Origin of the sequence: Streptomyces sp. CC208A, assembly GCF_030010625.1 — a bacterium.
Taxonomy (GTDB): domain Bacteria; phylum Actinomycetota; class Actinomycetes; order Streptomycetales; family Streptomycetaceae; genus Streptomyces.
In genome coordinates this window covers 21,992-37,577 of the sequence record NZ_JASCXN010000004.1, presented here as the reverse complement: position 1 = coordinate 37,577, position 15,586 = coordinate 21,992, and the positions used below count along the sequence as shown (strand labels likewise).

Genomic DNA, 15,586 nt, shown 5'->3' with positions numbered 1-15,586 from the left:
CCGGGAGAGACGCGGAGCCTAGTCCTCGCGCGGCGCCCTCGCCGCCGGGTCGTGCCAGTGGACCGCGGGGCGGTGCAGGAGCCATTCGGCGCGGGAGGACGGGCGGGCGGCGAAGCGGCCGGCCGGGGGGAGGGCGTCGTGGTGGAGGCGGGACGGGTCCGTGCCCAGTTCGGTCAGGACCTCGGTGACCTCGGTCAGGAAGCCGGGTGGGCCCGCCAGGTAGACGTCGTGGTCCGGCCAGCGGCCGCAGGACCGCAGCGCGGTGAGGAGGCGTTCGGTCGCCTGGTCGCGGGGGTGGCGGGGGGCCGAGGTGATGGGGGTGACGCTCAGGCCGGGGAGCCGCGCGGCCAGCCGGTCCAGGTCCTCCCGCCCGTACAGGTACTCCCGCGAGCGGGCCACCATGAAGATCCGGCCCTCCGCCCCCGGGTCGCACGCGGCCGCCTCCTCCAGGAGGGCCTTGACCGGCGCCCAGCCCGTACCGGCGCAGACGTACGTACGGAGCCCGCCCGGCGCCGTGTGCGAGGTCGCCGCCCCTCCCGCCGCGCTCAGCCGCAGCGTCTCGCCCGGCCGGACCTCCTCCACCAGGGCCGTGCTCATCGCCCCGCCGCGGATCCGGCTCACGTGCAGGTCCAGGGTGCCGTCCTCGCGCGGGGCGTTGCCGAGCGAGTACGTACGCCACACCCGCGGCACCCGGAGCGAGCTGACACCGGCGTACTGGCCGGGGAGGAAGGGGTACGGCCTCCGGGGTCGGAGGGTCAGGACGGCCAGGTCCCCGCCGTGCCGCTCGTGCCCGACGACGTCCGCGTCCCACCAGGCGGGCTCCCCGGCCGCCGCGGACTCCTCCGCGCCCCGCAGCATCAGCTCCGCGACCACCCCGTACGCCTCCGACCAGGCCTTCTCCGCCTCGACCGTCCACACCGCGCCCGCCGTGTGCGCGAACGCGGCGAGCAGGCTCTCGCCGACCGCCGCGTACAGGGCGGGCGTCGCGAGGAACTTGCGGTGGTCGCGGCCGAGCCGCCCCAGGTACGCGGGGAGCCCGGGGTCGTCGAGACCGGTCACCACGTGGGCGAGCGCGGCGAACAGGCGGTCGCGCTGCGGGGCCATGTCGGCCGGGAAGAGCTCGCGCACGCCGGGGTTGCGCCAGAAGAGGTGCGAGTAGAAATACGTGACGGCGTGTTCGGCCCGTCTCTCGACGACCGCGAACGTGCTTCTGAGCAAGGCGAGATCCACGCGGGAAATGTAGGGCACGCGCCGTTACGGCGCGGTCACCGGGCGGTGACCACGTCAGGTCCGCCGAAAGCCTTCCGAGGGGCGGACTGTACGGTCGGGGAGTGAGCGAAGGACCCTCCCCTGTGCCCGGTACGCCTGATTCTCCTGGTGCGGCTCCGGGCTCCCGTCCCGTGCCCGAGCTGTTCGGGTGGGAGTTCGCGAGCGATCCGTACCCGGCGTACGCCTGGCTGCGGGAGCACGCGCCCGTGCACCGGACCACGCTGCCCAGCGGCGTCGACGCGTGGCTCGTCACGCGGTACGCGGACGCCCGGCAGGCCCTCGCCGACCAGCGGCTCTCCAAGAATCCGGCGCACCACGCCGAGCCGGGCAAGACCGGCATCCCCGGCGAGCGCAGCGCCGGGCTCATGACCCACCTCCTCAACATCGACCCGCCGGACCACACCCGGCTGCGGCGGCTCGTGTCGAAGGCGTTCACCCCGCGCCGGGTCGCCGCCTTCGCGCCGCGCGTGCAGGAGCTGACGGACCGGCTCATCGACTCCTTCGCGGAGCGGGGGAGCGCCGACCTCATCCACGAGTTCGCCTTCCCGCTGCCCATCTACGCCATCTGCGACATGCTCGGCGTGCCCGCCGAGGACCAGGACGACTTCCGGGACTGGGCCGGGATGATGATCCGGCACGGCGGCGGGCCGCGCGGCGGGGTGGCGCGGTCGGTGAAGAAGATCCGGGGGTATCTGGCGGAACTGATCCACCGGAAGCGGGAAGGCCTGCGGCAGGACGGGGCGGACGACCTCATCTCCGGGCTCATCCGCGCCTCCGACCACGGCGACCACCTCACCGAGGCCGAGGCCGTCGCCATGTGCTTCGTACTCCTGTTCGCCGGTTTCGAGACCACCATCAACCTCATCGGCAACGGCACCTACGCCCTGCTGCGGAACCCCGAGCAACGGGCCCGGCTCCAGGCGTCGTTGGCCGCCGGCGAGACCGGGCTCCTGGAGACCGGCGTCGAGGAACTGCTGCGGTACGACGGGCCGGTCGAGCTGGCGACCTGGCGGTACGCGACCACCGACCTCACCATCGGCGGGCAGGCCGTCCCGGCCGGCGACCCGGTCCTCGTCGTGCTCGCGGCGGCCGACCGCGACCCGGCGCGGTTCGGGTCCCCCGACACCCTCGACCTCGCCCGGAAGGACAACCAGCACCTCGGGTACGGGCACGGCATCCACTACTGCCTGGGCGCGCCGCTCGCCCGCCTGGAGGGGCAGACCGCGCTCGCCACCCTCCTGACCCGCCTGCCGGACCTGCGACTTGGCGTCGATCCGGACGAACTGCGGTGGCGCGGCGGGCTCATCATGAGGGGATTGCGCACGCTTCCAGTGGAGTTCACCCCTTCCGCACCCCTGCATACCGGGTGACGTCGCGTCAGGAATGTGATCTTTACGTGATCGCGGTGCCATCGACTTGTGATGGACGTTCGAATGCGGCTACGTTCGCGCCCATGTTCGGCCCCGCCTCGGCCGTCCCCGCCGTCCCCGCCGTCACGCGAAAGGCCCCGAGATGCTTTCCGGAAACGGACGACACCGTCGACCCCGCCAGGCACCCGCGATCGTCGTCACCGCCGGAGTGACCGGCTCCGCCATGGCGCTGCCGCTGCTCGCCGCCGGTTCCGCCTCCGCCGCCGACGCGGCCACCTGGGACCGGGTCGCCGCCTGCGAGTCCGGCGGCCAGTGGAGCGCCCACTTCGGCAACGGCATGTACGGCGGCCTCCAGATGACGCAGGAGGCGTGGGAGCGGCACGGCGGGCTCGCGTACGCCCCCAGCCCCGACCTCGCCAGCCGCGCCCAGCAGATCACCGTCGCCGACAAGGCGCTCGCCGCCGGCAGCACGGACTGGGCCACCTGCGCCCCCATCGCGGGCCTGAAGAACGACGGCGTGGCGCCGGGCGTCCAGCCGGGCCCGGCCGTGCAGCAGGAGGACGAGGGCGGAGTGGCGCCGGAGTCCGACCGCACCTCGGGTACGAGCGCGAGCACGGGCGCCGGCGCGCCGGAAGCCGCCGAGGAGACCCGGGCGACCCCCTCGGCCCCGTCCGCCTCCGCGGTCACGGAGCGGGCCGAGAAGGAGGAGAGGGTGACCGGGGGAGCGGCGACCACCACCGCGCCCGCCACGCCCACCACTCCCGCCGCGCCGACGACGCCCGCCCCCACCGGGACGGTCACCCCGGGCGCCCCGAGCACCCCGGACACCACCCCCGGCACCCCCGGCACCCCAGACGCCTCCACGGGCACCCCCGACGCCTCCACGGGCACCCCCGTGAGCCCCGTGGCGCCCACCACCCCCGTGACCCCCGGTACGGACGGGTCTGACGTGACGTCGGCCACGCCCGGGACGGGCAAGCACCGTGGCGAGGCCGCGCCGGAGGAAAGCGGCGTAACGGACAGTTCCAAGGAAACCGGTCGTCATGCCGCAGCAGAGGGCAAGGTCGCCTCAACCCCCGCCAAGGCGGACGGAAGTGGCGCCTACACCGTGCGGCCCGGTGACAGTCTGTCGGAGATCGCGCAGGAGAACGATCTTCCCGGCGGGTGGGACGCCCTCTATGACGCCAACCGTCAGACGGTCGGGGCCGACCCGGATCTCATCCTCCCTGGTCAGAGCCTCGAACTGACGGCCACTCCGACGGAGAAGTGAGGCCGCTTCAGGGGTATATGTCCGATTTTGGGAAAGTGAGACATGGGTCTCTTCGTCCCAACTGGCGTGTCCCGTCCGGAAAGTTTGCTTCCGTCAGCCCTCACCTGCGCAAACGAGGGCTGACGGAGTGCAAGTACGGGTGTTTTGTCCGTCGTAAGCCTCTTTGAACTTCGCGCAGGTGTGTGTCTACGGTCTTCACCGCTCGCCACCGCGGGCCCCGTCGACCGAAACGCCGAGTCCTGCCGTCGGCCGCCGGGAACTGTCGTCGCGAAAGCGCCGCAGGCAGGAGTGGGGGACCCAAGGTTCGTGCCGGTCCCGGCCGTCCGTCGAGGACGGCCGCTCGACCGGCTAGGGGTGAAGCCGCGTGCAAGGACGCGCGGCCGGGCGACTCTTCAAGCCCGAACCCGACAGCTCACCTCACAGGCGTCGGTGAAGAGGAAACTCCATGCTGTTCTCCGGCACGGGCAAGCGTCGTCGTCCCTCCAAGGCCAGCCGCGTCGTCGCCCTCGTCGGCGTCACCGGTGCGGCCGTCGCCGCTCCGCTGATGGCCGCCGGCACCGCCTCGGCCGCCACCGCCTCCGAGTGGGACCGCGTCGCCCAGTGCGAGTCCGGTGGCAACTGGTCCATCAACACCGGCAACGGCTACTACGGCGGCCTCCAGTTCTCGGCCTCCACCTGGGCCGCGTACGGCGGCACCGCCTACGCCCCCACCGCCAACCAGGCCAGCAAGTCCCAGCAGATCGCCATCGCCGAGAAGGTCCTCGCGGGCCAGGGCAAGGGCGCGTGGCCGAGCTGCGGCGTGGGCCTCTCGCGCGCCTCCTACGACGGCGGCGCCGCCGCCGAGGCCGCTCCGCAGCAGCAGAGCACCCGGCAGGCCGCCCCCGAGCGCTCCGCCGAGCGCCCGGCCACCCGCAGCGAGCAGCGCCAGGCCCCGAAGCCCGCCACCCAGGCCGCCCCGAAGGCCGCCAAGAAGACCGTCACCACCCCGACCGGCAAGAAGGTCGCCAAGGGCGACGGCGAGTACGAGGTCGTCGCCGGCGACACCCTCAGCAAGATCGCCCAGGCGCACGGCGTCGAGGGCGGCTGGGAGAAGCTCTTCGAGCTGAACAAGGACGTCGTCGAGGACGCCGACCTGATCTACCCGGGTCAGCAGCTCCACCTGAAGTGACCCCCGCGGTCCCGGTGAGTCCGGCGGCTCACCGGTACCCGGCGACCCTCCCGCGGTGACCACCCCGGTCCCGAGCCCCCTTCCCCCGTGGCTCCGGACCGGGGCTCCGCCGTTACCGCTCAGTAGATCGCGGGGGATCTCAGGAGATCTTCGACAGAACCCGAGGGCTTTCGTCCCCTGATGCGTATCCTTGGGCCCTTTTTCGTCCCAGGGGACGGGCGGTCGGCTGGCCGGAGCGCCGGAGCCGGTTAGGCTCTTGTCGCAAGGCGAACGAGACCTTGCGACCCATGCGTCACACCTAGCGTCACATCCCAGAAGGAGATGCTCGTGCCGTCCATCGACGTCGTCGTAGCCCGGGAAATCCTGGACTCCCGAGGCAACCCCACGGTCGAGGTCGAGGTCGGCCTCGACGACGGCAGCACCGGCCGTGCTGCCGTCCCGTCCGGTGCCTCCACCGGTGCGTTCGAGGCCCTCGAGCTCCGCGACGGTGACCAGAACCGCTACCTCGGCAAGGGCGTCGAGAAGGCCGTCCTCGCCGTCATCGAGCAGATCGGCCCGGAGCTCGTCGGCTACGACGCCACCGAGCAGCGCCTGATCGACCAGGCCATGTTCGACCTGGACGCCACCCCGGACAAGTCCTCGCTCGGCGCCAACGCCATCCTCGGCGTCTCCCTCGCCGTCGCGCACGCCGCCTCCGAGGCCAGCGACCTCCCCCTCTTCCGCTACCTCGGCGGCCCGAACGCGCACCTGCTGCCCGTTCCGATGATGAACATCCTGAACGGCGGCTCGCACGCCGACTCCAACGTGGACATCCAGGAGTTCATGATCGCGCCGATCGGCGCCGAGTCCTTCTCCGAGGCCCTGCGCTGGGGCACCGAGGTCTACCACACCCTCAAGGGCGTCCTGAAGACCAAGGGCCTGTCCACCGGCCTCGGTGACGAGGGCGGCTTCGCCCCGAACCTCGGCTCCAACCGCGAGGCGCTCGACCTCATCCTGGAGGCCATCAAGCAGGCCGGTTACGTCCCCGGCAAGGACGTCGCCCTCGCCCTCGACTGCGCCGCCTCCGAGTTCTACAAGGACGGCGCCTACCTCTTCGAGGGCAAGGAGCGCTCCGCCGCCGAGATGACGGAGTACTACGAGGAGCTCGTCTCCGCGTACCCGCTCGTCTCCATCGAGGACCCGCTGTTCGAGGACGACTGGGACGGCTGGAAGATCATCACCGAGAAGCTCGGCGACAAGGTCCAGCTCGTCGGCGACGACCTCTTCGTCACCAACCCCGAGCGCCTGGCCCGCGGCATCGAGGAGAAGTCCGCCAACGCCCTCCTGGTCAAGGTCAACCAGATCGGCTCGCTGACCGAGACCCTCGACGCCGTCGAGCTCGCCCAGCGCAACGGCTTCAAGTGCATGATGTCCCACCGCTCCGGCGAGACCGAGGACGTCACCATCGCCGACCTCGCCGTCGCCACCAACTGCGGCCAGATCAAGACCGGCGCCCCGGCCCGCTCCGAGCGCGTCGCCAAGTACAACCAGCTGCTGCGCATCGAGGAGATCCTCGACGACGCCGCGGTCTACGCCGGCCGCAGCGCCTTCCCGCGCTTCAAGGGCTGACATCCGGCCCGGCAGGGCAGCCTCCGTACGTCCCCGCACCCGGTCCCGTACCGTGTGCGGGGACGTACGTATGAACAGGGGAGGCGGGACGACATGGCCGTGAAGAACGGGGACCGGTTCTCCACCGCGACCCGGATCAGGCTGCTCGGCGAGCAGACCGCGGCCCGCGTCTACCGCTCCCAGACCCGCCGCCAGGCGCGGCGCTCCCGGCTCACCGGCCGCGCCGCCTTCCTCGCCCTCGTCGTCTGCTCCCTCGTCGTCGCCCTCGCCTACCCCATAAGGAGCTACGTCTCCCAGCAGGGCGAGATCGCCGACCAGGAGCGCAAGGCCGCCGAGGCCGCCCGGCGGGTCGAGGAGCTGCGGGACGAGAAGGCCCGGCTCCAGGACCCCGCCTACGTACGCCGCCTCGCCCGCGAACACCTCCACTACGTGCTGCCCGGCGAGACCGGCTTCACCGTGACCGACCCCGGGGCGGCCGACCGCCCCCGCGCCGAGCAGGGCGCGGCCGACCGGCCCTGGTACGACAACCTCTGGGACGGCGTGGACAACGCCGACCGCCGCTGACCGACCCGACTCAGGATCCACGATGGAAACGCCCCCTCCGCAGACCGAACGCACCGAGCCCACCGAGGCGGACGTCGCCGCCTTCGAGGCGCAGCTCGGCCGGCCGCCCCGCGGCCTGCGCGCCATCGCGCACCGCTGCCCCTGCGGCAACCCGGACGTCGTCGAGACCGCGCCCCGGCTGCCCGACGGCACCCCCTTCCCGACCACGTACTACCTCACCTGCCCCCGGGCGGCCTCGGCCATCGGCACCCTGGAGGCCAACGGGGTCATGAAGGAGATGCAGGCCCGGCTCGCCACCGACCCCGAGCTCGCCGCCGCCTACCGCGCCGCGCACGAGGACTACATCGCGCGCCGCGACGCCATCGAGGTCCTGGAGGGCTTCCCCAGCGCCGGCGGCATGCCCGACCGGGTCAAGTGCCTCCACGTCCTCGTCGGCCACTCCCTCGCCGCCGGCCCCGGCGTCAACCCCTTCGGCGACGAGGCCCTGGCCATGCTCCCGGAGTGGTGGGCGAAGGGCCCGTGCGTCTCCGTCGCGCCTCCGAAGGAGGAGGACGGCTGGACGGTCGAGGGCGGCGAGGACGGCCACTTCGCCTTCAAGCCCGTCGACGAGGGGGACGCCTCGTGACCCGGGTCGCCGGAATCGACTGCGGTACGAACTCCATCCGCCTCCTCGTCGCCGACGTGCACCCGGAGACCGGGGAGCTGACCGAGCTGGACCGGCGGATGACGATCGTCCGGCTCGGGCAGGGCGTCGACAAGACCGGCCGGCTCGCCCCCGAGGCGCTGGAGCGGACCTTCGCCGCCTGCCGCGAGTACGCCGCCGTCATCGAGGAGCTCGGCGTCAAGAAGCTCCGCTTCGTCGCCACCTCCGCCTCCCGCGACGCCGAGAACCGGCAGGACTTCGTCGACGGGGTCGTGGAGATCCTGGGCGTCGAGCCCGAGGTGATCACCGGCGACCAGGAGGCCGCGTTCTCCTTCGCCGGCGCCACCGGCGAGCTGCCCGGCTCGGAGACGTACCTCGTCGTCGACATCGGCGGCGGCTCGACCGAGTTCGTCACCGGCCGCCGCGAGGTCGAGGCCGCCCGCTCCGTCGACATCGGCTGCGTCCGGCTCACCGAGCGGCACGTCCGGCACGACCCGCCGACCGCCGAGGAGGCCGAGGCGATCCGCGCCGACGTCCGCGCCGCCCTCGACCTCGCCGCCGGGACCGTGCCGATCACCACGGCCGACACCCTCGTCGGCCTGGCCGGCTCGGTCACCACCGTCGCCGCCCTCGCCCTCGGGCTGCCGGAGTACGACTCCGAGAAGGTGCACCACTCCCGGATCTCCGCCGCCCAGGTCGCCGAGGTCACAAGCCGGCTGCTCGCCTCCACCCACGAGGAGCGGGCCGCGATGCCCGTTATCCACCCCGGCCGGGTGGACGTGATCGTGGCCGGCGCGCTGGTCCTCCAGGAGATCGTCGAGCGGGTCGGAGCCGCCGAGGTCGTCGTCAGCGAGCACGACATCCTCGATGGGATCGCCCTATCCGTGGCATAGCGGGCAGCTATCGAGGCACCCGGCGACAGCCTGTCGGAAAAGCTTCGTGAAGTTCTTCACAAGGAAAAGGGCCCTGGTGGCCCCGGAGGGAGGTCTTTGGGGCTCCCGAGGGGGTCTCCAGGGTCCTTTCGCAGGCGCGGAGGCCACTTCGCTCGAAGTTTCCATCGTGTGAACGCGCCTCTTGCTTCCGCGTTAACGGGGGCTCTCCAGGCCAGTTCAGTAGGGGTGAACAACGTTCACCACTGCACTCCGGTTCCTTTGCACGACCATGACATGGATCACGTGGGCGGCGGAGTGTAGCAGAGTGCCCCGGGAACCTTGTGAAGGGGCGCACGAGGTCACTCCTCGGGGTGGGTGGATACTCGATGCCATGAGCACCACGGAGCGTCCCAGGATCCTCATCGTAGGCGGCGGGTACGTTGGCCTGTACGCCGCGCGGCGCATCCTCAAGAAGATGCGTTACGCCGAGGCGACCGTCACGGTCGTCGACCCGCGGTCGTACATGACGTACCAGCCCTTCCTCCCCGAAGCCGCCGCCGGCAGCATCTCGCCGCGCCACGTCGTCGTCCCGCTGCGGCGCGTCGTGCGCGGAGCCGAGGTGCTCACCGGCCGGGTCACCACCATCGACCAGGACCGCAAGGTCGCCACGATCGCGCCGCTCGTCGGCGAGGCGTACGAGCTGCCCTTCGACTACCTGGTCATCTCGATGGGTGCCGTCTCCCGCACCTTCCCGATCCCCGGCCTCGCCGAGCAGGGCATCGGCATGAAGGGCATCGAGGAGGCCATCGGCCTGCGCAACCACGTCCTCGAACAGCTCGACAAGGCCGACTCGACCACCGACGAGGAGGTCCGCCGCAAGGCCCTGACCTTCGTCTTCGTCGGCGGTGGCTTCGCCGGCGCCGAGACGATCGGCGAGGTCGAGGACATGGCCCGCGACGCCGCGAAGTACTACAAGAACGTCTCGCGCGAGGACATGCGCTTCGTCCTGGTCGACGCGGCCGACAAGATCCTCCCCGAGGTGGGCCCCAAGCTCGGCCAGTACGGCAAGGAGCACCTGGAGAGCCGCGGCATCGAGATCTACCTGGAGACCTCCATGGACTCCTGCGTGGACGGCCACGTCGTGCTCAAGAACGGCCTAGAGGTCGACTCCAACACCATCGTGTGGACCGCCGGCGTCAAGCCCAACCCGGCGCTCGCCCGCTTCGGTCTGCCGCTCGGCCCCCGCGGCCACGTGGACTGCAACGAGAAGCTCCAGGTCAACGGCATGGACTACGTCTGGGCCGCGGGCGACAACGCCCAGGTCCCGGACATGGTCGGCCGCCGCGCCGGCAACCCGAACGCCTGGTGCCCGCCGAACGCCCAGCACGCCCTGCGCCAGGCCAAGGTCCTCGGCGACAACGTGGTGTCGGGCATGCGCGGCTTCCCGCAGAAGGAGTACAGCCACGCCAACAAGGGCGCGGTGGCCGGACTCGGTCTGCACAAGGGCGTCGCCATGATCGTCATGGGCAAGATGAAGATCAAGCTCAAGGGCCGTCTCGCCTGGTACATGCACCGTGGCTACCACGGCATGGCGATGCCGACCTTCAACCGCAAGATCCGCGTCTTCGCCGACTGGACCCTCGGCATGTTCCTCAAGCGCGAGGTCGTCTCGCTCGGCGCCATGGAGACGCCGCGCGAGGAGTTCTACGAGGCCGCCAAGCCCGCCCCGGCTCCCGCCGCGGCCGCCGCGCCGGCCCCGGAGAAGGCCAAGGCGTCGTAACACCCCCGGCAGTACCGAAGGGCCGTCCGTCATCCGTGGTGCGGGCGGCCCTTCGGCGTGTTCTCGGCACGCTTTGCCGAGTCCTTGCGTCGCGGCGGGATGGGAAACCCCCACCGACGGTGTTCCCTTGGTGACGGACAAGTCTGGGGCAAGGACCACGGAGGTGTTTCACCATGGCCGACGCCGCGACGCGGCTCGCGACTCTCGCCGAGGATCTGCTGGGAAGTCCCCTCCCGGTGCGCCTGCGCGCCTGGGACGGCAGCGAAACGGGACCGGCGGAGGGCCCCGTCCTCGTCGTCCGGGACCGCAGGGCGCTGCGCCGGATGGTCTGGAAGCCCGGCGAACTGGGCCTGGCCCGCGCCTGGGTGGCCGGCGAGATCGACGTCGAGGGGGACCTGTACGAGGCGCTCGACCGGCTCTCCGGGATCGTCTGGGAGCGCGGCGAGGAGACCCGGGGCCTGCTCGCCTCCGTACGCGACCCGCGGGTGCGGGCCGCCGCCGGGACCCTGCTGCGGCTCGCCCGGCCGCTGCCGCCCCCGCCGCCGCCGGCCGAGGAGGCCCGCGGCCGCAGCGGAGGCCGGCACAGCAGGCGCCGCGACAAGCAGGCGATCAGTCACCACTACGACGTGGGCAACGACTTCTACGCGCTGGTGCTCGGCCCGTCGATGGTCTACTCGTGCGCCTACTGGACGGACGGCGGCACCCTGGAGGAGGCCCAGCGGGCCAAACTCGACCTCGTCGCCCGCAAACTGGCCCTGAAGGAGGGCGACCGGCTGCTCGACGTGGGCTGCGGCTGGGGCTCGATGGCGATCCACGCGGCCCGCGAGTACGGCGCCCGGGTCGTCGGCATCACCCTCTCCCGCGAACAGGCCGCCTTCGCCCGCAAGCGGATCGCCGAGGAGGGCCTGACCGACCGGATCGAGATCCGCGTCCAGGACTACCGGGACGTCCCCGACGGCCCGTTCGACGCGATCTCCTCCATCGGCATGGCCGAGCACGTCGGCGCCGTGAAGTACCGGGAGTACGCCGACATCCTGTACGGCCTCCTGAAGCCCGGCGGCCGGCTCCTGAACCACCAGATCTCGCGCCGCCCGGAGCCCGACGAGGAGGCGTACCGGGTGGACGCCTTCATCGACGCGTACGTCTTCCCCGACGGCGAACTCGCCCCCATGGGCCGCACCCTGACGACCCTGGAGGACGCCGGCTTCGAGGTCCGGGACGTGGAGGCGCTCCGCGAGCACTACGCCCTGACGCTCCGCCGGTGGGTGGCGAACCTGGAGGAGGAGTGGGGCCGGGCGGTCCGGCTCAGCTCCCCGGCCAGGGCCCGCATCTGGCGGCTCTACATGGCGGCCTCGGCGGTCTCCTTCGAGCGCAACCGGATCGGGGTGAACCAGTTCCTGGCGGTGAAGACACCGCCGTCGGGGACGAGCGGACTGCCGCTGCGCACCCGGGAGTGGACGGAGTAGAGGGAAAGGGGCCGGTGTTCCGTCCCGGAACACCGGCCCCCCTCTTCAGCAGCTCTACTCGGCCTTGATGGCGGTGAGCATGTTCAGCTTGGCGGCGCTGCGGGCCGGCCAGAGCGAGGCGAGGACGCCGACCAGGGCGGCCAGGACCAGGAAGACCCCGATCCGCTCCCACGGCAGCACCAGGCCGTAGCCGGGCAGGCCGTCCTCGAAGGTCTTGCCGAGGGCCCAGGCGAGGAAGGTGCCGAGGCCGATGCCGACGACCGCGCCGAAGACCGAGATGACCACGGCCTCCAGACGGACCATCCGCTTCACCCGGCGCCGGTCGAGACCGATCGCCCGGATCATGCCGATCTCCTGCTGCCGCTCGAAGACGGACATCGCGAGGGTGTTGACGACACCGAGGACGGCGATGATCAGGGCCATCGCGAGCAGGCCGTACATGATGTTCAGGAGCAGGTTGATCTGCCCGCCGAAGGTGTCGCGGATGTCCTTCTTGTCGAGGACGGTGATGGCCGGGTTGTCGCCCATGGCCTTGGCGAGCGCCCGCTCGTGGGTGTCGCTGGGGCCGCCGTCGGTGGAGACGAAGATCCGCGGGATGTACTTCTGCGGGTCGTGGGCGTCGAGGAGCTTGGCGTCGATGAGGACGGGGGAGAGGAACTCGCTGTCCTTGTAGACCGCGCCGACGGTCAGCGTCCCCTTCTTCTTGTCCAGGTACTCGACCGGGACGGAGGCGCCGACCTTCAGGCCGTGCTTGGTGGCGGTCTTCTCCGCGACGGCGATCTGCCCGTCGGCGAGGGTGGCCAGTGACCCGTTCACGACCTCGACCTTGAGGACCCTCTCGATGTCGCCGGGGGTGACGCCGGAGGCGGAGGCGAACTTCCCCTTGAGGTCGAGGGCGCCGGCCTGGTCCGGGGAGACCGCGGTGACGCCCGGGGCCTTCTCCAGGGCCGTCAGGGCCTCCTTCGACAGGCTCTCGCCGCTGGCCATCGTGACCATGTAGTCGGCCTTGATCCCGTCCACCGTCATCTTGTCGATGGCCTGCCCGGCGCTGACGCCGATCACGGTGAGGCCGGTGACCAGGGTGAGGCCGATGGCGAGCGCGGAGGCGGTGGCGCCGGTGCGGCGCGGGTTGCGGACCGCGTTGAGGCCGGCGAGCTTGCCGGAGATCCCGAAGGCCTTCACGAAGAAGGGGCGGATCAGGGCGATCACGGGCCGGGACAGGAACGGGATGAGGACGATGACGCCGATGAGGGTGGCGAAGGCGCCGCCCGCGATGGTCATGCGGCCCTCGTCGCCGCCGGTGTTCGCGCCGAGCACGATCAGGACGGCGCCGATCGCGGTGACGGCGGCGCCGATCGCGTTCCGCACGACGAGCGACTTGGCGTTCGGGGTGGCGTGGACGCTGTTCATGGCGGCGACCGGCGGGATCTTCGCCGCGCGGCGGCCGGGCAGCCAGGCGGCCAGCATGGTGATGAGGACGCCGACGGCGAAGGCGGCGAGGACCGGGGTGGCGCCGAGGACCAGCTCGCCGTCCGGGACCTTCATCTCGAAGACGCTCATGAAGCCGCGCAGGCCCACGGCGAGCCCGATGCCGAGGACGTACCCGACGGCGGAGGCGACCAGGCCGACGAGGGCGGCCTCGGTGAGGACGGAGCGGGTGATCTGCTTGCGCGCGGCACCGACCGCGCGCATCAGGGCCAGCTCCTTGGTGCGCTGGGCGACCAGCATGGTGAAGGTGTTGGAGATCAGGAAGACGCCGACGAAGAGCGCGATGCCGGCGAAGCCGAGCAGCGTCTGGTTGAGGGCGCCGAGCCCGGCCTCGATGTCACGGGCCTGCTGGTCGGCGAGGGCCTGGCCGGTCTGGGCGGTGGCGGCCTTCGGGACGACCTTCAGGACCTCGTCGAGGAGCTTGTCGGCGTCGGTGCCGGAGGCGGCGGCCACGTTCAGGTCGGAGTAGTACCCCGGCTTCAGATACAGCTTCTGGGCGACCGGGGCGTCGAAGACGACGAGGCTGCCGCCCGCGTTGACGGCGCCGTCCTCGGTGGTGAAGACGCCGGAGAGGACGTACTCCTTCACCGGCCCGTTGGTGGCGACGCGGACCCGGTCGCCGACCCGGTAGCCGCCCTCGTCGGCGGTGGCCTTGTCGAGGGCGATCTGCCCGGCCCCGGCGGGGCCGCGTCCGGCGGTGAAGGCGAGGGCGGGGTCCTTGCCGTCGGGGCCGGGGGCGAAGTTGGTGCCCTTGTTGGCCCAGCCGAAGCCGATCAGCTTGCCGTTCTCGTCCGGCACGCCGGCGAAGCCGTCGACGCGGGGCTGGACGCCGGTGACGCCGTCGAGCTTCGCGACCTTGTCGACGGCCGCCTGGGAGAGGCCGGGGTTCTTGGCGGCCTCCTCCGGGGACGGCCGCAGGCTGACGGCGACGGCCACGTCGTCGTAGCTCTTCGCGGACTGGTCGCGGAAGGCCTGGGAGAGGGTGTCGGTGAAGACGAGGGTGCCGGAGACGAACGCGACGCCGAGCATCACGGCGAGCACGGTCATCAGCAGCCGCGCCTTGTGCGCGAGGACGTTGCGCAGGGCGGTACGGAACATGAATGGGGTCCTGGAGGAAGTCGGGCGGGGCCGGTGCGGGCGCGGCCCCGAGGTGGGGGCGGGGCCCGGACCCGGCACCCTGAGGCAGGGCCGGAGCGTCGGTCGGCGCGGGGGCCCGGGGCCGGAGCCCCTGGAGGCGGGCGAGGGGGCGCGGGCGCGCCGTCAGCTCGTACGGCCCTTGGCGTCGAAGGCCTTCATGCGGTCGAGGACGCCGTCGGCGGAGGGGCGCAGCATCTCGTCGACGATCCGGCCGTCGGCCAGGAAGATCACACGGTCGGCGTAGGAGGCGGCGACGGGGTCGTGGGTGACCATGACGACGGTCTGGCCGAGTTCGCGGACCGAGTTGCGGAGGAAGCCGAGGACCTCGGCGCCGGAGCGCGAGTCCAGGTTTCCGGTGGGCTCGTCGCCGAAGATGATCTCCGGCCGGGAGGCGAGGGCACGGGCGACGGCGACACGCTGCTGCTGGCCGCCGGAGAGCTCGGTGGGGCGGTGCTTGAGCCGGCCGGAGAGACCGAGCATGTCGATGACCTGCTGCACCCACCGCTGGTCGGGCCTGCGCCCCGCGATGTCCATGGGGAGCGTGATGTTCTCCAGGGCGGTCAGGGTCGGCAGCAGGTTGAACGCCTGGAAGATGAAGCCGATCTTGTCCCGGCGGAGCTGGGTGAGCTGCCGGTCCTTGAGGGTGGACAGCTCGGTGTCGCCGATCCGGACCGAGCCGGAGGAGAAGGAGTCGAGTCCGGCGACGCAGTGCATGAGCGTCGACTTGCCGGAACCGGAGGGGCCCATGATCGCGGTGAACTCGCCCTGCCGGAAGTCCACGCTGACCCGGTCGAGCGCGACCACCTGGGTCTCGCCCGCCCCGTAGACCTTCGTGAGCTCCGTGGCGCGGGCGGCCACCGCGGTGGTGCGGGGCACGGTGGGGATGGTGGTCACGAGGGGGCTCCTGTCACGACGGTGGCAACGACGGTGGATCGGCGAAGGACCGGCGGC

At 71.8% G+C, this 15,586-nt stretch carries 12 protein-coding genes and 1 riboswitch; of the genes, 9 read left to right on the top strand and 3 right to left on the bottom strand.

The features are described from left to right. Positions 1-18: 18 nt before the first annotated feature. The gene (locus QK442_RS06300; protein ID WP_282692832.1) at positions 19-1,230 is read right to left on the bottom strand and encodes a globin domain-containing protein; all 1,212 of its coding nucleotides are present in this window, start codon (positions 1,228-1,230) and stop codon (positions 19-21) included. 122 nt (positions 1,231-1,352) lie between these two features. Here QK442_RS06300 and QK442_RS06295 point away from each other — a divergent pair, with 122 nt between their 5' ends. The 9 genes from QK442_RS06295 to QK442_RS06255 all read left to right on the top strand — a co-directional run bounded on the left by QK442_RS06295 (position 1,353) and on the right by QK442_RS06255 (position 12,010). Next, the gene (locus QK442_RS06295; protein ID WP_282693113.1) at positions 1,353-2,639 is read left to right on the top strand and encodes a cytochrome P450; all 1,287 of its coding nucleotides are present in this window, start codon (positions 1,353-1,355) and stop codon (positions 2,637-2,639) included. Between the two features lie 142 nt (positions 2,640-2,781). Continuing rightward, positions 2,782-3,909: a transglycosylase family protein gene (locus tag QK442_RS06290; RefSeq protein WP_282692831.1), complete on the top strand. Its 1,128-nt coding sequence runs from the start codon at positions 2,782-2,784 to the stop codon at positions 3,907-3,909. 264 nt (positions 3,910-4,173) lie between these two features. Beyond that, positions 4,174-4,350: riboswitch (cyclic di-AMP (ydaO/yuaA leader) on the top strand. A gap of 4 nt (positions 4,351-4,354) precedes the next feature. Beyond that, a complete protein-coding gene (locus QK442_RS06285) occupies positions 4,355-5,077 on the top strand; it encodes a transglycosylase family protein (protein WP_282692830.1) in 723 nt (240 codons plus the stop codon). A 321-nt stretch (positions 5,078-5,398) separates the two neighbouring features. Further along, positions 5,399-6,685: a phosphopyruvate hydratase gene (gene eno / locus QK442_RS06280; RefSeq protein ID WP_282692829.1), complete on the top strand. Its 1,287-nt coding sequence runs from the start codon at positions 5,399-5,401 to the stop codon at positions 6,683-6,685. A 93-nt stretch (positions 6,686-6,778) separates the two neighbouring features. Next, on the top strand, positions 6,779-7,249 hold the full coding sequence (locus QK442_RS06275) for a septum formation initiator family protein (RefSeq protein WP_282692828.1): 471 nt from the start codon (positions 6,779-6,781) through the stop codon (positions 7,247-7,249). 22 nt (positions 7,250-7,271) lie between these two features. After that, complete coding sequence (locus QK442_RS06270) at positions 7,272-7,874, top strand: DUF501 domain-containing protein (protein ID WP_282692827.1); 603 nt, start codon at positions 7,272-7,274, stop codon at positions 7,872-7,874. Continuing rightward, on the top strand, positions 7,871-8,785 hold the full coding sequence (locus QK442_RS06265; RefSeq protein ID WP_282692826.1) for a Ppx/GppA phosphatase family protein: 915 nt from the start codon (positions 7,871-7,873) through the stop codon (positions 8,783-8,785). The genes QK442_RS06270 and QK442_RS06265 overlap by 4 nt, the downstream gene beginning before the upstream one ends. A 370-nt stretch (positions 8,786-9,155) precedes the next feature. After that, entirely contained in the window at positions 9,156-10,544 is a 1,389-nt protein-coding gene (locus QK442_RS06260) for an NAD(P)/FAD-dependent oxidoreductase (protein WP_282692825.1), read from the top strand. 173 nt (positions 10,545-10,717) lie between these two features. Further along, the gene (locus QK442_RS06255) at positions 10,718-12,010 is read left to right on the top strand and encodes a cyclopropane-fatty-acyl-phospholipid synthase family protein (protein ID WP_282692824.1); all 1,293 of its coding nucleotides are present in this window, start codon (positions 10,718-10,720) and stop codon (positions 12,008-12,010) included. A gap of 54 nt (positions 12,011-12,064) precedes the next feature. Here QK442_RS06255 and QK442_RS06250 read toward each other — a convergent pair whose 3' ends face one another. After that, positions 12,065-14,596 (bottom strand): FtsX-like permease family protein, encoded by a 2,532-nt coding sequence (locus tag QK442_RS06250; RefSeq protein ID WP_282692823.1) that lies wholly within the window; start codon positions 14,594-14,596, stop codon positions 12,065-12,067. Between the two features lie 162 nt (positions 14,597-14,758). Continuing rightward, positions 14,759-15,529, bottom strand: a complete 771-nt coding sequence (locus tag QK442_RS06245) for an ABC transporter ATP-binding protein (RefSeq protein ID WP_282692822.1) — start codon at positions 15,527-15,529, stop codon at positions 14,759-14,761. Between the last annotated feature and the right edge of the window lie 57 nt (positions 15,530-15,586).